20 protein-coding genes are annotated in these 22,245 nt (G+C 57.1%); 10 read left to right on the top strand and 10 right to left on the bottom strand.

Translation table 11 applies throughout. The annotated features are described in order from the left end of the window. Positions 1-50: 50 nt before the first annotated feature. From ntrX to dusB, 5 genes are all read right to left on the bottom strand, one after another. Positions 51-1,469, bottom strand: a complete 1,419-nt coding sequence (gene ntrX, locus QNI81_RS06350; protein WP_009176688.1) for a nitrogen assimilation response regulator NtrX — start codon at positions 1,467-1,469, stop codon at positions 51-53. Next, positions 1,466-3,745, bottom strand: a complete 2,280-nt coding sequence (locus tag QNI81_RS06345; RefSeq protein WP_283967730.1) for a sensor histidine kinase NtrY-like — start codon at positions 3,743-3,745, stop codon at positions 1,466-1,468. The genes ntrX and QNI81_RS06345 overlap by 4 nt, the downstream gene beginning before the upstream one ends. A 99-nt stretch (positions 3,746-3,844) precedes the next feature. Next, positions 3,845-5,224 carry a response regulator gene (locus tag QNI81_RS06340; protein ID WP_283967729.1) on the bottom strand — a complete coding sequence of 460 codons (1,380 nt, stop codon included), beginning with the start codon at positions 5,222-5,224 and terminating at the stop codon, positions 3,845-3,847. 17 nt (positions 5,225-5,241) lie between these two features. After that, entirely contained in the window at positions 5,242-6,330 is a 1,089-nt protein-coding gene (locus QNI81_RS06335; RefSeq protein WP_283967728.1) for a two-component system sensor histidine kinase NtrB, read from the bottom strand. Beyond that, a complete protein-coding gene (gene dusB / locus QNI81_RS06330; protein WP_283967727.1) occupies positions 6,327-7,313 on the bottom strand; it encodes a tRNA dihydrouridine synthase DusB in 987 nt (328 codons plus the stop codon). Before dusB ends, QNI81_RS06335 begins: the two co-directional genes overlap by 4 nt. A gap of 194 nt (positions 7,314-7,507) precedes the next feature. Here dusB and QNI81_RS06325 point away from each other — a divergent pair, with 194 nt between their 5' ends. Genes QNI81_RS06325 through QNI81_RS06315 form a run of 3 tightly spaced genes read left to right on the top strand, consistent with a single transcriptional unit; the run spans position 7,508 to position 9,626 of the window. After that, positions 7,508-8,656, top strand: a complete 1,149-nt coding sequence (locus QNI81_RS06325; protein ID WP_283967726.1) for a bifunctional 2-C-methyl-D-erythritol 4-phosphate cytidylyltransferase/2-C-methyl-D-erythritol 2,4-cyclodiphosphate synthase — start codon at positions 7,508-7,510, stop codon at positions 8,654-8,656. Further along, positions 8,653-9,150 (top strand): phosphatidylglycerophosphatase A family protein, encoded by a 498-nt coding sequence (locus tag QNI81_RS06320; RefSeq protein ID WP_283967725.1) that lies wholly within the window; start codon positions 8,653-8,655, stop codon positions 9,148-9,150. Before QNI81_RS06325 ends, QNI81_RS06320 begins: the two co-directional genes overlap by 4 nt. Further along, entirely contained in the window at positions 9,147-9,626 is a 480-nt protein-coding gene (locus QNI81_RS06315; RefSeq protein WP_283967724.1) for a CinA family protein, read from the top strand. The genes QNI81_RS06320 and QNI81_RS06315 overlap by 4 nt, the downstream gene beginning before the upstream one ends. 34 nt (positions 9,627-9,660) lie before the next feature. Here QNI81_RS06315 and QNI81_RS06310 read toward each other — a convergent pair whose 3' ends face one another. Continuing rightward, positions 9,661-10,107, bottom strand: a complete 447-nt coding sequence (locus QNI81_RS06310) for a type II toxin-antitoxin system RatA family toxin (protein WP_283967723.1) — start codon at positions 10,105-10,107, stop codon at positions 9,661-9,663. 74 nt (positions 10,108-10,181) lie between these two features. Between QNI81_RS06310 and hpt the strand changes: the two genes are divergently transcribed. After that, positions 10,182-10,730 (top strand): hypoxanthine phosphoribosyltransferase, encoded by a 549-nt coding sequence (gene hpt, locus QNI81_RS06305; protein ID WP_283967722.1) that lies wholly within the window; start codon positions 10,182-10,184, stop codon positions 10,728-10,730. 34 nt (positions 10,731-10,764) lie between these two features. Here the strand turns inward: hpt and QNI81_RS06300 are convergent, their stop codons facing one another. The 3 genes from QNI81_RS06300 to QNI81_RS06290 all read right to left on the bottom strand — a co-directional run bounded on the left by QNI81_RS06300 (position 10,765) and on the right by QNI81_RS06290 (position 13,775). After that, entirely contained in the window at positions 10,765-11,907 is a 1,143-nt protein-coding gene (locus QNI81_RS06300) for an amidohydrolase (protein WP_283967721.1), read from the bottom strand. After that, positions 11,904-12,854, bottom strand: coding sequence for a lipoyl synthase (gene lipA, locus QNI81_RS06295; RefSeq protein ID WP_283967720.1), 951 nt, complete (start codon positions 12,852-12,854; stop codon positions 11,904-11,906). The genes QNI81_RS06300 and lipA overlap by 4 nt, the downstream gene beginning before the upstream one ends. Before the next feature lie 192 nt (positions 12,855-13,046). Further along, positions 13,047-13,775: a DUF6456 domain-containing protein gene (locus tag QNI81_RS06290; protein ID WP_349636772.1), complete on the bottom strand. Its 729-nt coding sequence runs from the start codon at positions 13,773-13,775 to the stop codon at positions 13,047-13,049. 544 nt (positions 13,776-14,319) lie between these two features. On the opposite strand from QNI81_RS06290, the gene QNI81_RS06285 reads away from it, so the two are divergent. Next, complete coding sequence (locus tag QNI81_RS06285) at positions 14,320-14,652, top strand: DUF6477 family protein (protein WP_283967719.1); 333 nt, start codon at positions 14,320-14,322, stop codon at positions 14,650-14,652. A gap of 20 nt (positions 14,653-14,672) precedes the next feature. On the opposite strand, the gene QNI81_RS06280 is transcribed toward QNI81_RS06285, so the two are convergent. Continuing rightward, complete coding sequence (locus QNI81_RS06280) at positions 14,673-16,217, bottom strand: trimethylamine methyltransferase family protein (protein ID WP_283967718.1); 1,545 nt, start codon at positions 16,215-16,217, stop codon at positions 14,673-14,675. A 236-nt stretch (positions 16,218-16,453) separates the two neighbouring features. Here QNI81_RS06280 and guaA point away from each other — a divergent pair, with 236 nt between their 5' ends. The 5 genes from guaA (at position 16,454) to QNI81_RS06255 (ending at position 22,225) form a co-directional block, all read left to right on the top strand. Beyond that, positions 16,454-18,016 (top strand): glutamine-hydrolyzing GMP synthase, encoded by a 1,563-nt coding sequence (gene guaA / locus QNI81_RS06275; RefSeq protein ID WP_065325851.1) that lies wholly within the window; start codon positions 16,454-16,456, stop codon positions 18,014-18,016. 280 nt (positions 18,017-18,296) lie between these two features. Next, positions 18,297-18,968, top strand: a complete 672-nt coding sequence (locus QNI81_RS06270) for a hypothetical protein (RefSeq protein WP_283967717.1) — start codon at positions 18,297-18,299, stop codon at positions 18,966-18,968. A gap of 60 nt (positions 18,969-19,028) precedes the next feature. Continuing rightward, positions 19,029-19,922, top strand: a complete 894-nt coding sequence (locus QNI81_RS06265) for a DMT family transporter (RefSeq protein ID WP_110364332.1) — start codon at positions 19,029-19,031, stop codon at positions 19,920-19,922. A gap of 131 nt (positions 19,923-20,053) precedes the next feature. Beyond that, the gene (locus QNI81_RS06260) at positions 20,054-21,193 is read left to right on the top strand and encodes an outer membrane protein transport protein (RefSeq protein WP_283967716.1); all 1,140 of its coding nucleotides are present in this window, start codon (positions 20,054-20,056) and stop codon (positions 21,191-21,193) included. Positions 21,194-21,352: 159 nt separating this feature from the next. After that, positions 21,353-22,225 (top strand): ATPase, encoded by an 873-nt coding sequence (locus tag QNI81_RS06255; protein ID WP_283967715.1) that lies wholly within the window; start codon positions 21,353-21,355, stop codon positions 22,223-22,225. Positions 22,226-22,245 lie beyond the last annotated feature (20 nt).

Below are 22,245 nucleotides of genomic sequence, written 5' to 3'. Positions count from 1 at the left end.
CTGGCATGGTCAATTCAATTGTCCCGGCACAGGCCGGGCCTGCCCCTTGTTTATGCCGTTTCTTCCGTCTCTTCTTCGTTTTCTACCCGGGCCACGCGGGCGCCAGCCTTGTTGGATGTCACCACACCGAGAGATTTAAGCTTCCGGTGCAGCGCCGAGCGTTCCATGCCAACAAAAGACGCCGTACGGCTGATATTGCCGCCAAACCGATTGATCTGAGTGAGCAGGTATTCGCGTTCAAAGGCTTCACGCGCCTCACGCAAGGGCAAAGTCGCCAGTGCACCCGAAAGAACCACGCGCCCCTCCGTTTCGACCTTTTCCTCTTCGCTGGGCAGGTCTTTGGCCTGAATGGGATCGGTCGTATCACCAAGAATAAGAACACGTTCCACGAGGTTCTTAAGCTGACGCACATTCCCTGGCCACGTCATGGTCTGCATCAAAGCGACCGCATCCTCACTCAACTCACGCAGCGGCAAGCCTTGGCTCTGATTGAACCCTTCGATGAAATATTCGGCAAGAAGCGGGATGTCTTCGCGACGATCCGCCAGTGATGGAACGCAAATCGGAACCACGTTCAGGCGGTGATACAGCTCTTGGCGAAAGTTCCCGTCCTTGATTTCCTGTTCAAGGTCACGATTTGTCGCCGAGACCACCCTCAGATCGACCTTTACCTTATCCGTGCCACCGACGCGGACGAACTGTTGATCCACCAAAACGCGCAGGATCTTGGATTGGGTGCCGGAGGGCATATCCGCGACCTCGTCAAAGAAGATCACACCGCCATCAGCTTGCTCCAGGAGGCCCGGCTCTACACCGCGTTCGCTTCCCTCGCGACCAAAGAGCACATCCTCCATGCGCTCAGGCTCGATGCTGGCGCAGTTCACCGTGATAAAGGGAGCGCTGGCGCGGTTGGAATTGGCATGGATATAGCGTGCGGCCACTTCCTTGCCACTGCCAGCCGGACCGGTCAGCATCACGCGGCCATTGGATTTGGTAACCTTGTCAAGTTGGCTGGTGAGCGCACGAAACGCCGGAGAGGTTCCCACCATATCCGTCGCGCCCACATCCTTGCGCCTGAGATCCGTGTTCTCACGCCGCAGACGCGAGGTTTCCATCGCGCGGCGAATAACGACCATCAACTGATCGATATTAAAGGGTTTTTCGATAAAGTCGTAGGCGCCCTGCTTAATCGCAGCGACAGCAATCTCAATGTTACCGTGACCTGAAATGATGACGACCGGCACCTCGGGGTAGTCGCGTTTCACGGTCTTCAGAATGTCGATCCCATCCATCTGGCTGTCTTTAAGCCAGATATCCAAAATCAGCAGCGCGGGCGGCGCATCCTCAAATGCAGCCATACACTCTTCAGAGTTGGCCGCTTTTCGCGTTGCATAGCTTTCATCCTCGAGAATGTCCGAAACCAGTTCCCGGATGTCACGTTCATCGTCAACAATCAGAATATCACTCATGTCAGCCCTGCTACTATGGTTTGTTTATGGACGATATTTCCCGGTGTCAGTGCCGGAAGGCGGATCACCGCCATAGCGCCCCGGTGGCTCATCCCGTCAAAGATGGGTGCATCTTCAAGCATCAAACTGCCACCATGCTCTTCGATAATTTTCTTCACGATCGGCAACCCCAGACCGGTGCCCTCGTCCCGAGTGGTCACATAGGGTTCGAACAATCGCGCCCGGTCCGCGGGCAATCCGATCCCATTATCCGCGATAGTGATCTTATGTCCGTTCTCATCACTTGTGACCGCCACGCGGATTTCTGGGGCGTAGGTACCTTCTACGCCCTTTTTACGAAGGGTTTCCGTGGCTTCCCCAGCGTTCTTGATCAGGTTTGTCAGCGCCTGACCGATCATCGTTGCATCCACATCCACGCACATCGGATGAGCCGGAATATCCGCTTTGATCTTCAAATCCGGCTGGCCCGCCTGCTGCAAAAGCACGGCGCTCTGCACCAGCTTGCCAAGGTCCTCTTCATGGCGATCCGGTTCAGGCATGCGCGCAAATTTGGAAAACTCATCAACGATGCGACGCAAGTCATTGGTTTGACGCACGATGACGTCTGTCATGGATTGCAGTTGATCACTGTGCTCTTCGCCAAGTTTCGGCGCAAATTTACGTTTGATACGTTCTGCGCTTAGTTGAATAGGCGTCAAGGGGTTCTTGATCTCATGCGCAATGCGGCGCGCGACATCGCCCCATGCCGCCATACGCTGCGCACTGACAAGATCCGTCACGTCGTCGAACGCAACCACATAACCTTCGAGTTTGTCGTCACCCGCATGCCGCCGCGCCATCCGCACCAGAAGATTTTCCAGACGCCCCTGCCGGGTCACCTTAATCTCACCCTGCGCCGTGCTGGTGCCGCTCTCGATCAGATCATCAAACAACGGCCCAAATTCTGGAATCGCCACAGCAAGCGCCAAAGATTTCTGATCTTCCCGCCAATCCAGCAATCGCTTTGCGGAAGTGTTCACAAAGGTCACGCAGCCTTTGGCATCCAGCCCAACCACACCAGACGTCACCGACGACAACACCGAGTCAAACAGACGGCGGCGCTGTTCGATTTGGCGCGTATTTTGCAAAAGTGTTTCTCGTTGCGCCTGAAGTTGTTGGGTCATCTGGTTGAAATAGCGCCCCAATTGCGCAATCTCGTCGTCTCCGTTTTCCTCGACAACCTGAACACTGAGGTTCCCGGCACCCACCCGTTGCGCCGCAACAGTCAATCGCCCAACCGGGCGTGACAGCCGTTCCGCAAACCACATGCCCAGCCACATCGCAGCCAGAATTAGGATCACCGCAAAGCCGAGGTAGAGCAGACCAAACTCAAACAACACGCGCCCGCGTTCACTTTCGAGTTGTTGATAGAGATGCGCTGTTTCCTGCGTGTCATCCAACAGATTCAACAACTCACCGTCCACCTCACGGCTGACATAGAGATACCGGTCGACAAAGGCGTTCAGGCGGACCAGTGCGCGAAACTCGCTGTTGTCCCAATCCTGAATAACGTGGAGCTCATTTGCCTCAGCTGATGCAATTTCTTGATCCGTTGGTTTTTCAAAATCAAACTCATAGGATCGCTCGCCCCGGGTCTGGATTGCACCGGTACCATTGACCACATAGGCCTCTTTCAAGCCGCGTTGAATTTGCAACTGTCCTTGGGAAAGAACTTGCCGTAACTGCCCGTCGCTCATGAAGAAATTGTTCCGGCGACTCCGGTCCAGAAACCGGGCGAGCGCAATGGCGTCTTGTTCCAGATCCTGACGTTGCTGCCGTTCGTAGGCTTCTGCAGCTTTTACGGAGTTTCCGATCACATCGCGCACGCGCTCAGAAAACCACCCCTCAAGCCCGACATTCACCGTCAGTACAGCAAACACCGCAACCGTGACCGTTGGAACCAAGGCAAGAAAGGCAAACGCGCCAATGAGGCGAAGATGCAGGCGTGATCCAGCAGACTTCTCGCGCCTCGCTGCAATCAAACGACCGATTTGGCTCAGCACCAATGCGGTGATTGACAGAACATAGACGAGATCCGCCAGAAGGATCAGGCGCATCGCCGGAGAGCTTGCGTCCTGACTGAGTGGACCGATCACAAGGAAAGTGGCCAGCGCCATGATTGGCCCAAGCAGCACCAGACCAAGCGTGGTGATATTGCGCGCCCGACGCGTCTTTCGCCAGCGATCTAGGGCACCAAACCATAGATACACCGAGCGGATATGTGACATCTGCGCCACCGACTGCCCCCAGTTGATGTTGAGCGTTTTCCGCTCACCACATGATTTCGCGTTACCCCATGCGCCTTCTGGCGGCTGAGCAACGCTCCTGTGGCGATATTACATCAGTTTGCGGCGGCGTGTCACCTCAATATCGAGGTCGGTGATTTTCTTGCGCAATGTATTCCGGTTAATCCCCAGCAGATCGGCGCATTTCGCCTGATTTCCACCAGTTGCAGCCAGTGCAATCTCAATCAGTGGCGTCTCAACTTCACGCAAAAGACGCGCATAAAGCCCCGGTGGCGGCAGCATGTCGCCATGCAAATCGAAATATCTCTGCAAATGTCGTGAGACAGATTCGGAGAGTTTCTCATTGTTCGCGCCGCCGCCCATAACCGGCTCAACGCCGGTGCTCTGGGGACCTAATGCCGCTGCGACTTCTGCCTTGCTAATCATGTCACTTCTCGCGGTAAGAGACAGTCTTTTAACAGTATTTTCCAACTGACGGACATTGCCAGGCCATGCGTAGTGCCGCAAAAGATCGCGCGCGTCATCGCTCAGGATACGTCGGGCAGCGCCTTCAGTTTCAGCCCGCAAGAGGAAATGCTCGCTCAACAGTGCAATGTCTTCGACACGCTCTCGCAGTGCTGGCACGGAGAGCTCTGTTCCACAAATTCGGTAATAGAGATCCTGCCGCAACGCCCCTGCTTCAAGCTGTTCAGCAAGATCTTGCTGACTGGAGGTTGCGATGAACCGTGGCGCATGATCGCCGGGCGAATCCATCATCCGAACCAAACGCGCCTGCGCCTCATCGGTCAGATCCACCAACTCATCAATCAAAAGCGTTCCGCCCTTCACCTGACCAAGCAGTCGGGAAGGCCCTTCCAGTTCAATCAGGTCTGACGCCTCGGCCACCACAAATGGCAAGGTGCGACGGTCAGAAAAATCATGAATAGCCCGTGCAATCAGTGATTTACCGGTGCCACTTTCTCCGGTGATCAACAGCGGCATATCCGTTTTCATCACGCGCGCAATCAACCGATAAAGCGTCTGCATCACCTCTGTGCGTCCCACCAGCGGCAGCTCATCTGGACGCTCTTCCGGCACATCGATCTGACCGGGGACTTGAGCGGTTCGCTTTTCAGTCAGCGCCTTTGCCGTGCGCTTCATCAGTTCGGGCAAGTCAAAGGGCTTGGGCAAGTAATCATAGGCCTCGGCCTCAGCCGCCTTGATGGCCGTCATAATCGTGTTTTGTGCTGAAATCACGATGACTGGCAGCCCCGGACGATCCTGTGCGATCTTCGGCAGCATCTCCAGCCCATTGCCATCGGGCATCATCACATCCGAGATCACCACATCGCCTTTGCCTTCACCGACCCAACGCATCAATGTCGTCAAAGAGGAGGTCGCATGGACCTTGCAGCCCGCCCGGGTCAGCGCCTGGGTGAGGACAGTGCGGATCGTACGGTCGTCATCTGCCACAAGAACGGTGCCGTCCATGTCTTTGTTCTCCTGAGTTATTTTTGCTCACGCGGAACGCGCGAAAGAGACAGTCTGAAGGTTGTGTTACCGGGTTCCGAACGTACCGAAATCCAGCCGTTGTGATCGCCGATGATCTTGCTGACCAGAGCCAGACCAAGGCCGGTGCCATTCTCCTTGCCGGAGACGAAGGGTTCAAAAATGTCTTCGCGGATGCTCTCCGGCAGGCCGGGTCCGTCGTCGCTGATCTCGATCTGGAGCGGCAACAGCTTGCCTTGCCCATCGCTGCGACGCAGACGGAAGGAATGCTCATAGAACGTGCGTACCGTGATGGTGCCACCCGTCGTTCCCGCCGCCTCGGAGGCGTTCTTCAGAAGGTTCAGCACCACCTGCAGCAGCTGGTCTGGGTCTCCCCATGCCAGCGGCAGCGAGGGGTCGTATTTCTCAATGATCTTCATATGGGCGCCAAACCCCAAAAGTGCCGAGCGGCGCGCGCGGTCCAGAACATCATGCAGGTTGACGGGTTTCAAATCGGGCTCCGAGAGGTTTCCGAATTGCTCCACCTGTTCAAGCAGCTTTACGATGCGGCGGCTTTCACTCACGATTAAATCTGTAAGTTCAAGATCATCTGGCGCGAGGTTCATGCTCAACAGCTGCGCCGCACCGGTGATCCCCGCCAATGGATTCTTGATTTCATGCGCGAGCATCTCTGCCATGCCAATGGCCGACTGGGCGGCGGATTTTGCCGAATGGGTCTGTGTCATCCGCCCCGCCAGCTCGCGCGGCGACAGCATCAGGAGCATATGGCCGGGGTGTCCATGCAGCGGCGCGATCTGCACCGCGCATTGCAGCGGCGCCCGTTCGCGCGCCCCAACATCCACATCATTCACAAACAGCGGCGTGCCCTGCGCGCGCGCCTTGTCAAACGCGGTTTCAATCGCGGCTTCTATCGCGACCTTCTGCCAGATCCGCTTGCCGATCAGAGACTTGCGGGAGGAATTGATGAATCCTTCGGCTGCAGAGTTCACATCCACGATGCAGTTTTCAGCATCGACCAGAAAGGCCGGCACCGGCAGCGACGCCCAGATGGCACATTCGGTGCTGTGAGGAACATCAGCAGCATTCATGCCGCATCCTCCTGCGTCTGATCCTGCAATGCTGCGGGCAACAAGCGCAGCACCTCTGCCGGGCTTTTGGCTGTTAGAACCTCACGCCGCAGGGCTGTTGGCGTGCCTGCCTCATCCATATACCAACCCAGATGTTTGCGCGCGACACGCAGGCCTAGGTCGTTGCCATAAAACGCCAACATCGCCTCGTAGTGCCTTGATACCATGTCGATAAGATCCCCTTGGATGGGAATATCAGGCGCAGCACTCCCCCAGAGTTCATGCGCGACCTGTGCCAGCAACCAGGGCTTGCCCTGCACGCCTCGCCCGATCATCACGCCATCTGCGCCCGAGGCACCCAACGCCTGCCGCGCAGTGGCTGCATCGACAATGTCGCCATTGGCCAGCAGCGGCACGGAGATCGCGTTCCGAACCTCGGCAATCGCCGCCCAATCGGCCTGCCCCTTGTAGAACTGGCAGCGCGTGCGGCCGTGGATGGTGACCATCTGCACCCCGGCGTCTTGCGCCCGGCGCGCCACATCTGCGGCATTCAGACAATTATCGTCCCAGCCGAGCCGGGTTTTCAACGTGACGGGCACATCGACCGCCTCGACCACTGCCTCAATGAGTGACAGCGCGTGATCCGGCGTCTTGAGAAGCGCCGAGCCGGAATACCCGTTCGTTACCTTCTTCGCCGGGCAGCCCATATTGATGTCAATCATGCGCGCTCCGCTGCCGGCGACCCGTCGCGCGGCCTCAGCCATCCAATAGGCTTCTCGTCCGGCGATCTGGACGGACGTATTTTCCACATCCGCGCTCAGTTCTGCCTTTTCGCGCACGCCGGGCTTGGCCTGCACCATTTCCTGACTGGCGACCATTTCGCTCACCACGAGGCCCGCACCAAAAGAGCGCACCAGATCGCGAAAGGGACGATCCGTGATGCCAGCCATCGGTGCCAGCGCCACGGGAGGATCGAGATGTGTGGGTCCGACTGAGAAGGACAAATGCTTAATCCTTGTGCATGTGGGTGTTTATTAGCTTGAAACGGAGCTATGCTCCATTCCAACACGCCATTCCAGCCCGGCATATCGGGTGTATTGCCTAATTTTTGTGCATTTCACCTCGGGGCGTTGCCAGTTTATCCACCGCACCGTAAACACGCCGAAAGATTGCCCCAGCTGAGGACGTGTCTCTCGCCATGACCATCGCCGTTTTGATTGTTGCCGCTGGCAAAGGAACCCGCGCCGGCGGCGGCATGGCCAAACAATGGCGCCCCTTGGCGGGGCAGCGGGTGATCGACTGGACCATCGCGGCGTTCAAACGTGCGGGCTGCGACACGATCATGGTGGTCCGCGATCCGGAGAATGAGCACGCGGCAGAGGCGCTCGCAGGTTACGATAATCTTCTCTACGCCGACGGAGGCGCTGACCGTTCAACCTCGGTCCGCAACGGGTTGATCGCGCTCAAAGATCGCGGCATCACGCGGGTCCTGATCCACGATGCCGCGCGCCCCTGTGTGTGCACGCAGGTGATCCATGAAACACTCGCCGCTCTGGATCACGCCCCCGCCGCTGCACCGGGGCTTGCGGTGACAGATGCGCTTTGGACCGGGGCTGAGGGCCATGTCACCGGCACTCAGGACCGCAACGCCTTGTTTGCCGCGCAAACCCCGCAGGCGTTCCATTTTGACGCAATCCTTGCGGCGCATCTTGCGCTGGATGAGGTGGCGGCAGACGATGTGGAGGTTGCGCGCAAGGCGGGGCTGACCGTCCGCATCACCCAAGGCGACGTCAACAATATCAAGATCACCCGGCCGGAGGATTTTGCCCGCGCCGAACATATATTGAGGAGCAGCATGGACGGCATTCCGGATATCAGACTGGGCAACGGCTACGACGTGCATCGTTTTGGCCCCGGTGATCACGTGATCCTGTGCGGTATTGAGGTCCCCCATGACCGCGGCCTGCAGGGCCACTCAGACGCCGATGTGGGCATGCATGCGGTGACGGATGCGCTCTATGGGGCGATGGCGGAGGGCGATATCGGACGTCACTTCCCGCCCAGCGACCCGCAGTGGAAAGGCGCTGCGTCGGAGATTTTCCTACGTCATGCGGTGGAGCTCGCCCGTTCCAAAGGCTTTGTCATCAGCAATGTCGACTGTACGCTGGTCTGTGAGTTTCCCAAAATCGGCCCCCACGCCGAGACCATGCGCACGCAGATGGCCGAGATCATGGGGCTTGATCGCGACCGCGTGTCGGTGAAGGCCACAACGTCCGAACGACTGGGCTTTACCGGCCGTGGCGAGGGGATTGCGGCGCTTGCCACCGCAACGCTGGTGCGCGCATGACACTTCCACAACTCCTTGGAACCTGTTGTGGTGTCGGGTATTTACGCCCTGCCCCCGGCACTTGGGGATCGCTGGTCGCGCTGCCCTTGACCTATGCGCTGCATGTGGCTGGTGGCTTTCCTTTGCTGGCTGTCGTGACCGTCTTGGCGATCATCATTGGCCTCTGGGCCGCCACCGAGATGACTCGCGGTCAGGAAGATCTGGATCCATCCGAATTTGTACTGGATGAACTCGCCGGGCAGATGCTGGCGCTTTGGGCGATCTCATTGCCCGCGTGGCTACACGGTCTGGATATCACAGCGCTTTGGCCCGGTTGGGTTGCAGGTTTCATCCTGTTTCGCCTCTTTGACATCTGGAAACCGGGGCCTGTTGGCTGGGCGGACCGCAAGAAAGGCCCTTTTGGTGTGATGATGGATGATGTGATCGCCGGGGGCATGGCCGGGATTGGCATCGCCCTTCTGGCGGGGTTCTCGCATGGGGTGCTTGGGCTATGAATATCAATGCCTTGTTGGATCTTGCTAAAGCGCAAGGCGCAACCCTTGCCACCGCCGAGAGTTGCACCGGGGGCATGATCGCCGCCGCGCTGACGGATATTCCCGGCTCCTCTGCGGTGGTGGACCGGGGGTTTGTCACCTACTCCAACGCGGCAAAGATGCAGATGCTTGGTGTAAGTGCCCAAACACTCAAGGATTTTGGCGCGGTGAGCAAAGAGACTGCGCGCGAAATGGCCGAAGGCGCGCTGCGCGCCGCGGGAACCACCTTTGCGGTGTCCGTCACCGGCATCGCTGGCCCCGGAGGATCAGAACACAAACCCGAAGGGCGTGTCTGTTTCGGCCTGGCGCAATCCGGCGCAGAGACGGTGACAGAACTGGTAGATTTTGGCCCGTTGGGACGGGATAAGGTGCGCCTTGCCAGCCGGGATCATGCGCTTGCAATGCTTCAGCGCGCGTTGGAGCGGCGCATAGCCTAAAACGCCCAAATCCCCTTGTTAGAGCCTGATACTTTCAGCCGTAGAGCTCTGCTGCGCGGCGTTCAAACGCCCGCACGATCCGCTGCATCGCCTCGTTGAAGACGACACCGATGATCCCCTGCAACACGGCGTTCTTGAACTCGAAATCGACAAAGAAACTTACATCACAGCCGCCATCCGCGCGATCAGCAAACGCCCAGTTGGACTTCATATAGCGAAACGGACCATCGAGATATTCGGTATCGATCTTATGGTCATCGGGGTGCAGCACCACGCGGCTGCCAAAGCGTTCCCGAAACACCTTGAAGGAAATCACCAGATCCGCCTCCATCACCTCGGATGCACCCTGCGGCGTTCGACTGCGGATGCGCGCGGCGGCGCACCACGGCAGGAATTTCGGGTATGATCCCACATCTGCCACCAGATCATACATCTGCTGGGCGCTATAGGGCATCGGTCGGGTTTCCGAATGTGTTGGCATCTCAGCTCAATTCGTCTTCTGTACAGGTGGCGCGTGGTGTCCTATGAACGCGTGCGAAATTCAAGGGGGCAAGCATGTCAGAGCGACCATATGTCATTGATGTAATGATCTCGGCCAAGGCCATCGCTGCACGAATCGAAGAGCTATGCGGCGACATCACCGCCGAATTTGGCGACACAGACAAGCTGGTGGTCGTGGGCCTGCTGCGCGGCAGTTTCGTGTTCATCGCCGATCTGGTGCGAGAGCTGGACCTGCCCATTGAGGTTGATTTCCTTGAGGCGTCTTCGTATGGAGACGGCATGGAGAGCAGCCGAGAGGTGCGTATTCTCAAAGACTTGCGCGGTGCAATTGAAGGGCGCGACGTGCTGGTGGTCGAGGATATCGTCGACACAGGTCACACGCTAAATCACGTGATTTCCCTCCTCAAGAGCCGCAAGCCCGCGCGCCTCAAATCCATCGCCCTGCTCGACAAACCCTCCCGCCGCGAGGTGGATTTCCGCTCTGATTGGATCGGGTTCGAGATCCCAGATGAATTTGTCGTGGGGTACGGAATCGATTTTGCCCAACGCAATCGGAACCTGCCCTATATCGGCAAAGTTCGCTTCACCAATACTGAGGACTAAGAGTAAAGGCGCGAACCTGCGCCTTGTGCTCTTTTTATCCAAGTACGTTTCGAATGGATCTTAGAAAGATCCCGGTGCCGATCGGGATCAATGCATCTGGAAAGTCATAATCCGGATTGTGCAGTTGCGGATGGTCCTCGCCCGCCCCTAGCCAGAACATTGCCGCTTGGGCGGATTTTCCGAACTGCCCAAAGTCTTCTGAAAAGGCCTGCGGGCGTTCGCTCAAGGTGATCGGAACCTCGCCCGTAAGGCAGGCGTTCTCGATCACACTCACAGCTTCCGGCGCATTTCGGCACGCCTCAAACACATCGTGGTAGGTGATCTCATGGCGCAGGCCATAGTCAGCCGCAAGGGTCGCAACCTTGGAAACAAGCGCATCAGAAAGCGACTGCATCTTCTCGTCAGTTACGGTCCGCAGCGTCACCCATAGCTCCGCCTTGCCGGGGGCGACACCAAAGGTCGGCTCGCCCAATTTTGCATGAGTAACAGTGGTTAGCGCGTAATCCTCATCCAAGTCACCACCGGCACCCAGCGTCGCAAGATCCTGCATCAACCGTGCCAGCGCAGGTGCGGGAGACACCCCGTCTTGTGGAGCAGCCGCATGAGATGTGCGCCCGTAAAGCGCGATACGCGCGCCTCGGGATGCACAATTTGCAGGCCCTGTGGGCAAGGACACAGCCCCCACTGCAAGCCCCGGTAGATTATGAAGAGAGAGCACCATATCCGGCGAGATTTCCGCAAACTTCGGATCAGAACGATAAGCGATTGCGCCTTCGCCGGTTTCCTCAGCCGGTTGGAAAATCAAGACCACGCGCCCCCTCTGAGGACGTCGTTCAGCCAGCGTTTCTGCCACAGCGAGCACCATAACCATATGCCCGTCATGGCCGCAAAGATGTGCCTTTCCAGCCACTTGAGATGCGTAGCTTAGGTTTGTTTCTTCCGGGATCGGCAACGCGTCCAACTCGCAACGGATGGCGAGCGTCGGCCCGGCCTCAGCGCCAAGAAACACGGCAGCCACGCCATGCCCGCCAATGCCGGTCAACACTTGATCCGGAGCATACGCCTGCAAGATCTCAGCCACACGTGCGGCCGTCGCCCCCTCTGCACCAGACAGTTCCGGTGCGGAGTGAAGCTCATGGCGCAGGGATATGAAGCGTACGAGCTGTTCTGGCGTCATGCCAAGCCGAGTTTCGCATTCCGCGCGGCGCGAAGCTGCGCAAAATCATCTCCGGCATGGTAGGACGACCGGGTCAGCGGCGTTGCCGACACCATCAGGAACCCTTTACCATAGGCGGCTTTCTCATAGGATTTGAACTCTTCGGGCGTCACAAACCGATCAACAGCGTGGTGTTTCGGCGTCGGCTGAAGGTATTGGCCAATGGTCAGAAAATCCACATCCGCAGCGCGCATGTCGTCCATCACTTGCTTTACCTGCGGGGCTTGCTCGCCCAGCCCGACCATGATGCCTGATTTTGTAAAGATGCTCGGATCAAGCTCTTTCACACGCTGCAACAGACGCAGCGAATGGAAATAGCGCGCACCGGGACGCACTTCGAGATAGAGGCCCGGAACCGTCTCGAGGTTGTGGTTGAATACGTCCGGTTTGGCCTCAACAACAGTTTCCAGCACCTCGGGGGCACATTTCAGGAAATCTGGAGTCAGAATCTCGATCGTTGTGTCAGGCGAACGGTGACGCACGGCCCGAATGGTCTGGGCAAAATGCTCCGCGCCGCCATCCTCAAGGTCGTCCCGGTCCACAGAGGTAATCACAACATGATTGAGACCGAGCTTTTGCACCGCGTGCGCCACGCGCCCCGGCTCAAACGCGTCGAGCGTGTCCGGACGACCAGTCGCAATATTACAGAAGGTGCAGCCCCGGGTGCAGATCTCGCCCATGATCATCATGGTGGCGTGACCTTGGCTCCAGCATTCGCCGACGTTTGGACAGCCCGCTTCTTCGCAGACGGTCACGAGGTTATTCTCACGCATGATCCTATGCGTTTCGGCGTAGCCCTTGCCGCCCGGCGCTTTCACGCGAATCCAGCTTGGCTTTTTGGGCTGAGCATTATCGGGACGATGCGCCTTTTCCGGGTGGCGCTGTTCCGGGATCTTCAGATCTCGCACGGGATCTTCCTTGTGACTGCGATTAGGTGTTGGCGTGGAACATAACAGCAGCCGCACAGCATCACCAGTGCTGCATTGCTGTATTCCGAGTGGCCCAAGCTATCGGATAGTATGCTTCGAATGGGTAAAGAGGCTCTCTCCCCTTACAATTCACTCTACCTTAGCGTGCATATCCGTGTGTTTACAATTCCGTTATCCGATCATCTGGTTCTGCGGCGGAAGGGATTCGTAATGTTGGTGTAATTGCTCCAGCGCAATCCGCAAAACAATTTTACCGGATCTTGCGGACCAGCCAAGCTCGCGTTCTGCGACCTCTAACCCTTCCAGATGACAACAGCATCGCAACGCTATGTCACTTAGACCGGGGCCAAGCGCGCAGAGTGCCGCAGATGCGCGCTGAAACGCTTCACGCGCGGGGCTGCCATCCGTATTCGTCGCACGCAGTTCATCCGTGAACTCCGAGCGCTCTCGGGCGACATGCTGGCCGATCTGCGCCAGTTCGAAATCTTCTCTCAAACGTTCACCTGCGCGCACCATCTCATTGCTAAGAAACGGTTTTCCATCTCGCCCTGTAAGCCGGGATAGCGTTTGCAGCGGTGTTTCCTGCAACCCGTATCGCGCGCGTTTGGCGGCTGAGAGATCCGCGGATGGAAACGTCGCGATATGCCCGGAAATCCCTGATTGCGTGGTTGTTTCGGTGCGGGCCCGGCGATGTTGCTCTGCTTTGGCCATGAGTTGTGCAAGCGCCTGACGACCGTCCTTTGTCAGTCGGTAGCGAAACACGCGGCCTGATGAGAAACAGCTAATCCAATCACGCAGAGCCAGAACTTCGGCGAGCCTGCGTTCGACCACCGATTTTTGCACCTCTGTCCCCATGTCGCGCAGGATCACGGCCTTGGGCATGTCGCGCCCGACAGCCAATACCGCTCCTTTGCACGAAAGCAGACTTAAGCCTTGTATCGCATCCTCTTCTGAATAAACGTCTTTCTTACAGTCCTCTTGATCTGCACCTTGTTGTAGAACTGTCGACAGATACTGCAACGCACCATCTATCAGGGGGTCTTCGCGCTGATGTTCTACCCGATGAATCTGACGCATCACCGTGGACGGGTGACAGTCCGCAGAGCGGGCAAGCTCGCGGATCGAAATCTGCGAGACCGTGTGTGAGAGATATCGTGAAACTTCAACAGGTACCCAATCCGGCAAAAACGGCCTGGTTACTCCAGTCATAGCTGACCCCCAACTGTGCCCAGGCCCACGCCACCGGTCATAAGTCAGATGACCTGCATCATGACCGTGATGATCCCCCCGATCCTGAACGTTTGAACTTTGGCAACCCAGAAACTTTGCCACAAATTTTCAAATCTATCGGAAATGGACCGTTCGCTCATATGTCAATTTTCGCAACACCCGCTTGGGTTGAGTATTATTCCCCTCATCGTTCACAAGTTCACTGGGGAATGTCATGCAGGATCTCGTTACACGGCTCACACTGTTAAACCGTCCGCGTCTGCTGGCGCGCAGCGCCCGCTTTGGTGCGGATGATTATGTCCGCCACCGTGATCTGAAACGCCTGCTGCGCAACCCTGCCTCTCAGGGGCTGGCTGTGATCCTGATGCAATTGCTGGACCTCGAAGCCGCACAAGAAGCCGCGCGCAAATCACAAAATCCCGGATATTCCTTTGCGCGCCATATTGAGGTTTTGATCGCGCTTGTTGCAGAAAGCCGCGTCTATCTTGCGTCGCGCGCCACAAAAGGGACGGTAACAAAAAACGGCGCCACACTGGGCGCCGTCTGATCAGTCTGAATGGGCTGTCCTTACATAAAGGCGTCGGGCATAGACGCCTTTTTCTCAGCCACATAGGCCACCAGAGCCTCGCGGATCGCCGGATCCAACTCGGGTTGCTTATAGGTCGCAAGCAGGTGCTCCACGCGGGAAGTTGCAAGCTTGTAAGTGTCGCGCGCGCCTTCTTCTTCCCACTGTTCAAACGGTTTGTAGTCCAAGAGGTTAGACTTCCAGAATGCCGTCTTGAAATTCGCCTGCGTATGCGCGCAACCAAGGTAGTGACCACCCGGACCAACCTCTCGGATCGCATCCATGCCTTGCCCGTTTTCATCCATATAGATGCCTTTGGCCAAACCATGCAGCGCGCCAAGCTGGTCGGCGTCCATCACGAATTTCTCAAAATCCGCGACCAGACCACCCTCAAGCCAACCACAAGAGTGCAGCATGAAGTTCACGCCCGCCAGCAAGCCCATGTTGAGCGAGTTTGCGGTTTCGTATGCGGCCTGCGCGTCGGGCAGTTTGGAGCCGCAGAAAGACCCGGCAGAGCGGAACGGCAGATTAAGACGCCGTGCCAATTGCCCTGCCCCATATGTGACCATCGATGCCTCAGGTGTGCCAAAGGTCGGCGCGCCGGAGTTCATATCGATTGAGGACACAAACGCCCCAAAGATCACAGGGGCGCCGGGACGGATCAGTTGACTGTAAGCAACACCGGCCAATACCTCAGCCAAAACCTGTGTCAGCGTGCCCGCAATGGTCACCGGCGCCATCGCGCCCCCGACGATAAACGGAGAGATAATGCAGGCTTGGTTGTTCTGTGCGTAGACCTCAAGAGCGCCCATCATCACATCGTCGAACGTCATTGGCGAGTTGATGTTGATGAGCGAGGTCATCACGGTGTTTTCCTGCACAAAGTCTTTGCCGAACAGGACACCGCACATGTCAACGGAATCCTGCGCGCGGCTCGGCTCTGTGACTGATCCCATAAAGGGTTTGTCGCTCAACTCCATATGCGCCATCAACATGTCGAGGTGACGTTTGTTCACCGGCACATCCGTTGGTTCGCACACGGTCCCGCCAGAGTGGTGCAACCACTTCGACATATAGCCCAGCTTCACGAACTTCTGGAAATCTTCCAGAGTCGCATAGCGACGGCCACCGTTGGCATCGCGCACGAAGGGCGGGCCGTAAATGGGAGCAAGAACGAGATTCTTGCCGCCAATCACCACGGATTTCTCCGGGTTGCGCGCGTGCTGGGTGAACTCGCTCGGTGCGGTTTCGCAAAGCTTACGCGCCAAACCGCGCGGAATGCGAACCCGTTCGCCCTGCACATCCGCTCCGGCCTCACGCCAGCGATCCAGCGCGGCGGGGTTGTCGACAAAATTGACGCCGACTTCCTCAAGGATGGTTTCAGCGTTGGTCTCGATGACCTCAAGCGCCTCTTCGGTCAGCACCTCGTAGTTCGGAATATTCCGCTCGATATACTTCGCTGTCTCAATCTTGACGCTGGTGCGTTCGGCGCGACGGGCGGCGCCACCGCCACCCCGGCTGCGACGACGTGGTGCTGCATCTGTCATTGTTCTTCCTCACGACAGTATGAATTCTGTGCAATCTGATTACCGAAGCAAGATTAAGACGCGCCGAAGGATAACGGCTATTCTCGCATAAATGCGACATCTGAGACCGGATTTTACGGCAAACTGCCCGGTTTGGACTACCAAGTTCCGCGCGAAGCATTGAAAGAAGATGAAAACCCCGGCGGCAGGTAATCTGACCTCTTGCCAGACGTCCCGCCAGACCCTAAGAGCCAAGCATGACCGAGACAGCCCATGACCGCCTTTTAATTATAGACTTCGGCAGCCAGGTAACGCAGCTGATTGCGCGCCGCCTGCGCGAATTGAACGTCTATTGTGAAATCCACCCCTATCAGAATGTCACCATGGACTTCGTGCGCGAATTTGCGCCCAAGGCGGTGATCTTCTCAGGTGGTCCTGACAGCGTGACGCGCGAGGGCTCTCCCCGCGCGCCGCAAGAGATTTTTGACTATGGCGTGCCGATCCTCGGTATTTGCTATGGCCAGCAGGTGATGATGCATCAGCTGGGTGGCACCGTTCAGTCCGGCCACGGCACCGCTGAGTTTGGCCGCGCCTATGTGACCCCGACCGAAGAGCGCATCGACATGCTCAGCGGCTGGTTCCTTGATCAGACCGAGCAGGTCTGGATGAGCCACGGCGATCATGTCTCTGAAATCGCACCTGGTTTTAAGGTTTACGGCACCTCGCCCAATGCGCCTTTTGCGATCACGGCGGATCTGGAACGGAATTTCTACGCCGTTCAGTTCCACCCCGAAGTGCACCACACGCCCAACGGCAAGACGCTTTATGAAAACTTCGTGCGTCTGGCTGGGTTTGCGGGCGACTGGACCATGGGGGCCTACCGCGAGCAGATGGTCGACACCATCCGCGAACAGGTCGGCGACAAGAAAGTCATCTGCGCCCTTTCTGGCGGCGTTGACAGCTCGGTCGCAGCAGCCCTGATCCATGAGGCAATCGGTGACCAGCTGACCTGTGTGTTTGTGGACCATGGGCTTCTGCGCAAGAACGAAGCGGAAGAAGTCGTAGGTATGTTCCGCGACCACATGAACCTGCAGGTGATCCACGCGGATGAAACCGAGCTGTTCCTCGGCGAGCTGGAAGGTCAGTCCGACCCGGAAACTAAGCGCAAGATCATCGGCAAGCTCTTCATCGACGTGTTCCAGAAATACGCCGATCAGATCGAGGGCGCTGAGTTCCTTGCTCAAGGCACCCTCTACCCGGACGTGATCGAGTCGGTCTCTTTCTCTGGCGGCCCGTCCGTGACGATCAAATCGCACCACAACGTCGGTGGCCTGCCCGAAAAGATGGGCCTGAAACTGGTGGAGCCGCTGCGCGAGCTCTTTAAGGACGAGGTCCGCGCCCTAGGTCGTGAACTTGGTCTGCCCGACAGTTTCATCGGACGGCACCCCTTCCCCGGACCGGGTCTGGCGATCCGTTGCCCCGGCGAGATTACCCGCGACAAGCTGGACATCCTGCGCGAGGCGGATGCGATCTATATCGACCAGATCCGCAAACACGGTCTTTATGATGAGATCTGGCAAGCCTTTGTGGCGATCCTGCCGGTGCGCACCGTCGGCGTGATGGGCGATGGCCGTACCTACGATTACGCCTGCGCCCTGCGCGCGGTCACCTCGGTGGATGGCATGACGGCGGATTACTACCCGTTCAGCCATGAATTCCTTGGTGAGACCGCAACACGGATCATCAATGAGGTCAAAGGCATCAACCGTTGCACCTACGACATCACCTCAAAGCCTCCGGGCACAATCGAGTGGGAATGATCTGAAGGTTTCACCTCTTACAAGCCCCGGTGCACTGCGCCGGGGCTTTTTTATAGGCGCATGAAACCCCTTTTGTTTTTCGGCACTTGCACACCTGATATTAACGCCCGGACTGATACGGAGATCGGACACCAAATAAGGGAGTGGTGCCATCTCCGATCTCTATTTTTCTCTCGCCTCGGGTCGTTCAGGGTCGGCTTGGCTTGCAGATTTCCTCTCAGCCAATCTGGGTTTCCCCGTCATTCACGAGCCGCTCGCGATCGAGGATTTCGAAACCCGCATGCCGAGCATTCGGCTGATGCGCAGCTTCAACACCTATGGGTATAATTCCGAGGTGCGCCAGTTCTGGTCAAATAAGCTCGCCGCTTTACCTACCGATGCCCCTTATGGCGAAACGAACCACACGCTGCGAAAATGCGGGCTGATTGAGGCGCTTGCGGATCATCCGCGGGCGAAAGATGCCAAAATCATCGTCCTGCGCCGAGATTTGGCCAAGCAATGCGCCAGCTATATCAATCGGCATGATTTCAGCAATATATCACTGTTGTGGCAATGGTACCTAGACCCGCAGTACCCCAACAGAATTTTGAAATCAGAGCCGTTTCTGAAGCTTGGGCAAGTGGGATGTGCGATATGGTACACCTTGGAAATGGAGTGCCGACAGGTCTACTATCAACGCGTTTATTCTGATCGCCTCACATTCCTGCCAATTCAGCTCGAAACTGTAACGCGCGAGAAAGCGGCCTCCGAGTTTCTGACAGAGCTGGGCATTCAGCAAAAACCGGTTTTGCCGAAGAAAAAGAACGCCAATCAGATCTCGGCCCAATCCGAACTTGTCGAACAAATCGCGATCCATATCCACAATTTGAACTTCAATCCGGAGGCCATCGTCGACGATTATATCGCTTCAGGGCGTGATCTCGATCTGATGCAGGACCAACGCGCGGCCTGATCGGGGTTGACGCTGCCGGGCATTTAACCCTTTCTGCACAAAAGTACAGTGAGGACCATCATGCCGGGCAGCGCAACCACACCTGCGTCAGAGCAGGACAACACGCTTTTGCGCGCTGCGATCTGGATGATCGGTGCGATTTTGTCCTTTTCGGCGATGGCGATCGCAGGCCGGGAGGCCAGCCTGTCGCTCGATACGTTTGAAATCATGATGTATCGCAGCTTTGTGGGGGTCATCGTGGTTGCTGCTGCGATCACGGTGCTGCGGCGCTGGCATATGGTCAGCACCAAACGTCTTGCGCAGCATGGGCTGCGGAATATGGCGCATTTTACCGGTCAAAACCTTTGGTTTTATGCGGTATCCGTCATTCCGTTGGCGCAGGTTTTTGCGTTGGAATTCACCTCTCCGATCTGGGTCATTCTGTTGGCCCCTCTGTTGCTGGGCGAAAAACTCACGCGCATGCGCGGTATTGCCGTCACGCTTGGGTTTATCGGTATTCTGATTGTGGCTCGGCCAAGCCCAGCGACATTCAACATTGGTCTGGCCTGCGCAGCGGGTTCGGCAATTTTCTTTGCCCTGACCAATATCGCCACCAAACGCCTAACTCGAAATGAGAGCATTTGGTCGATTATGTTCTGGCTCACCACGATGCAATTGATCATGGGGATCATCTTTGCGGGATGGGATTTTGATATCACCCTACCCGATGCGCAAAGCCTGCCATTCATCCTGATTATCGGCTGCGCGGGGCTCAGTGCACACTTTTGCATCACCAATGCGCTGTCACTGGCTCCTGCCGCATTGGTTGTGCCAATTGACTTTGCCCGACTGCCCTTTATCGCCCTGCTCGGCTGGTTGATCTATGGTGAGTCGGTTGAAATCTGGCTCTTCGTGGGTGCGGCACTTATTCTCGCGGGCAATTTCATCAATATTGTATCCTCCCGGCAACAGTAGCCCTATTGACGCACTGCCGCGACACAAGCTGCCGTCCCGTCAACATTGCGAGGTGTGTCACATTCCCTTTACGCTCAGAGCAGAACGCGGTGCGACACAAAATGTCGCCAAGCGCCTGAGGGAGGACATTTATGAAACATTACATCGCAGCATCCGTTGCTACGACGCTTCTGGCGTCCAGCGCCATGGCGAGCGGGCTTGACCGCACCGGCCAGCCCATCGGTCTGATCTTTGAGGAAGGCACCTACGCGGAGTTTTCTTTCGCGACCACGGATGTTGAACTCAGCGGCAATGACCGTACGTCGCTCAACCCGTTTGGCTCTGCCACCGGGGATGTAGGCAAGCGCTTCAACATGCTGAGCGGCGGGTTCAAAACCGACATCACGGAACAACTGTCTCTGGCGGTGATCTTTGATCAACCTTGGGGTGTGGATGTCGACTATCCAACCACTGGCGGCTCTGCTTTGCTGGGTGGCACCATGGCGCAAGCGGATTCCAATGCGCTTACGGCCCTGCTCCGCTACAAGTTCAATGACCGTTTCAGTGTCCATGGCGGCCTGCGCTATCAGGAAACTGATGGCGAAATCACCCTGGCGGGCGCAGCCTATAACGCAACTGTCCCGCTCTCCGGTTATAACGTGAAAGTTGGCCGCGATGGTGCGTTTGGCTGGGTTGCCGGCGTCGCCTACGAGATCCCTGATATCGCGTTGCGTTTTGCGCTGACCTATCAGTCTGAGATCGAGCACAACTTTGATCTGGTTGAAACCACGCCAGCAGGTGTTCCATTCATCGGTGGCACGACTCTCAACACAAGCACCACAACCAAGACGCCGCAGTCCGTGAACCTTGATTTCCAATCCGGTATCGCAAAAGACACCATCTTGTTTGGTAATGTGCGCTGGGCAGAACACAGCGTCACCGATCTCGTCGTGCTTGGCGCATTGGGTGGGCGCGATCTGATCGATCTCGATGACTCTTTCACCTACACCATCGGCGTGGGCCGCCGTTTCAATCAGAACTGGTCCGCATCGCTTGCCTATATCTATGAGGATGCCGATGGCGACAATCTGGTGTCACCGCTGGCGCCCACACATGGAATGGAAGCCATCCGCCTCGGTGTGCAGTATCAGACCGAAAAGATGAAAGTCGCTGCGGGCGTACGCTACACCAAACTGGGTGATGCAGTTGCGGCTCCTGGCGGCACACCGGTTGCCAACTTCAACGACAACGATGCTCTGAGCCTCGCGGTCAAAGTGGGCTTTTACTTCTAAATAGAAGATCCGTTGACAGCTCAAAGCCCCGCTCTTGTTAGCGGGGCTTTTTTGATGCGGCTGCAATGCCTTGCGCATCGTTACCTGCCAAGCACAATTGACCTGCCGCCCCAGCCTGTCTAGCAAGGCAGCGTAGACCGCGAAAAAGGCAGCAGTTTTATGCTTTATACCTCAGCTCAGGCATGGCGCGACGCGCCCTCCAAACGGGTTCTTTTCTTTGGCATGTCCGGCCTTGGAAAGACCTATATCAGCAATATCCTGCGCCATTCCGGTCAATGGTTTCACTACTCTGCCGACTACCGTATTGGCACCCGGTATATGGGGGAGTATATCGCCGATAACGCCAAGGCGGAGGCGATGAAAGTTCCCTTCCTGCGCGACCTGCTGCTGTCAGATTCCATTGATATTTCCTCCAATATCACCTTTGAAAACCTAAGCGCTGTGACCGCCTATCTTGGGGTGCCGGGTGATGCGCGTAAGGGAGGCTTGCCGATTGAGGAATATCGCACCCGGCAGGACCAGTTCCGTCGCGCTGAAATCGACGCGCTGCTGGACACGCGCTACTTTATCGACCGTTCGGAGCGGATTTATAGCTATCCGCATTTCATTTGCGATTCCGGGGGCTCCATTTGCGAATGGGTGGACGCCGATGATCCCAACGATAAGCTCCTGACAGAACTCAGTGCGCACACGCTTCTGGTCTGGATCAAAGGTACCGAAGACCACACCCAAGAGCTGATCCGTCGCTTTGATCGCGCGCCCAAGCCGATGGCGTATCAACCCGCCTTTCTAACCCGCGTTTGGGAAGAATATCTCAGTGGAAACAATATCTCAGACGAAGATGTTGATCCCCATTCCTTCTTGCGCTGGACCTATGCTCAGGCATTGGCACATCGTCAGCCCCGCTATGAGGCGATGGCAAGGAACTGGGGCGTCACCGTCACCGCCGATCAGGTGGCGCAGGTGCGGAGCACACTCGATTTCGAGGAGTTGATCGCATCCGCCCTTGAGGCAGGCTCAGAACAGACTTAATTAACAGCACCCTGCTATTT

The organism is Tritonibacter sp. AK171 (genome assembly GCF_030127025.1).
GTDB classification, from domain to species: domain Bacteria; phylum Pseudomonadota; class Alphaproteobacteria; order Rhodobacterales; family Rhodobacteraceae; genus Epibacterium; species Epibacterium mobile.
Note: the sequence above shows the minus strand (reverse complement) of the source record. Positions and strands in the feature narration are given on the sequence as shown.

What these genes read in the sequence shown, in the direction of transcription:
- ntrX (WP_009176688.1), bottom strand. Translation starts at nt 1,469, where the DNA reads ATGAGTGATATTCTGATTGTTGACGATGAACGTGACATCCGGGAACTG.
- QNI81_RS06340 (WP_283967729.1), bottom strand. Translation starts at nt 5,224, where the DNA reads ATGGACGGCACCGTTCTTGTGGCAGATGACGACCGTACGATCCGCACT.
- QNI81_RS06335 (WP_283967728.1), bottom strand. Translation starts at nt 6,330, where the DNA reads ATGAATGCTGCTGATGTTCCTCACAGCACCGAATGTGCCATCTGGGCG.
- QNI81_RS06325 (WP_283967726.1), top strand. Translation starts at nt 7,508, where the DNA reads ATGACCATCGCCGTTTTGATTGTTGCCGCTGGCAAAGGAACCCGCGCC.
- QNI81_RS06320 (WP_283967725.1), top strand. Translation starts at nt 8,653, where the DNA reads ATGACACTTCCACAACTCCTTGGAACCTGTTGTGGTGTCGGGTATTTA.
- QNI81_RS06315 (WP_283967724.1), top strand. Translation starts at nt 9,147, where the DNA reads ATGAATATCAATGCCTTGTTGGATCTTGCTAAAGCGCAAGGCGCAACC.
- QNI81_RS06310 (WP_283967723.1), bottom strand. Translation starts at nt 10,107, where the DNA reads ATGCCAACACATTCGGAAACCCGACCGATGCCCTATAGCGCCCAGCAG.
- hpt (WP_283967722.1), top strand. Translation starts at nt 10,182, where the DNA reads ATGTCAGAGCGACCATATGTCATTGATGTAATGATCTCGGCCAAGGCC.
- QNI81_RS06300 (WP_283967721.1), bottom strand. Translation starts at nt 11,907, where the DNA reads ATGACGCCAGAACAGCTCGTACGCTTCATATCCCTGCGCCATGAGCTT.
- QNI81_RS06285 (WP_283967719.1), top strand. Translation starts at nt 14,320, where the DNA reads ATGCAGGATCTCGTTACACGGCTCACACTGTTAAACCGTCCGCGTCTG.
- QNI81_RS06280 (WP_283967718.1), bottom strand. Translation starts at nt 16,217, where the DNA reads ATGACAGATGCAGCACCACGTCGTCGCAGCCGGGGTGGCGGTGGCGCC.
- guaA (WP_065325851.1), top strand. Translation starts at nt 16,454, where the DNA reads ATGACCGAGACAGCCCATGACCGCCTTTTAATTATAGACTTCGGCAGC.
- QNI81_RS06270 (WP_283967717.1), top strand. Translation starts at nt 18,297, where the DNA reads ATGCCGAGCATTCGGCTGATGCGCAGCTTCAACACCTATGGGTATAAT.
- QNI81_RS06265 (WP_110364332.1), top strand. Translation starts at nt 19,029, where the DNA reads ATGCCGGGCAGCGCAACCACACCTGCGTCAGAGCAGGACAACACGCTT.
- QNI81_RS06260 (WP_283967716.1), top strand. Translation starts at nt 20,054, where the DNA reads ATGAAACATTACATCGCAGCATCCGTTGCTACGACGCTTCTGGCGTCC.
- QNI81_RS06255 (WP_283967715.1), top strand. Translation starts at nt 21,353, where the DNA reads ATGCTTTATACCTCAGCTCAGGCATGGCGCGACGCGCCCTCCAAACGG.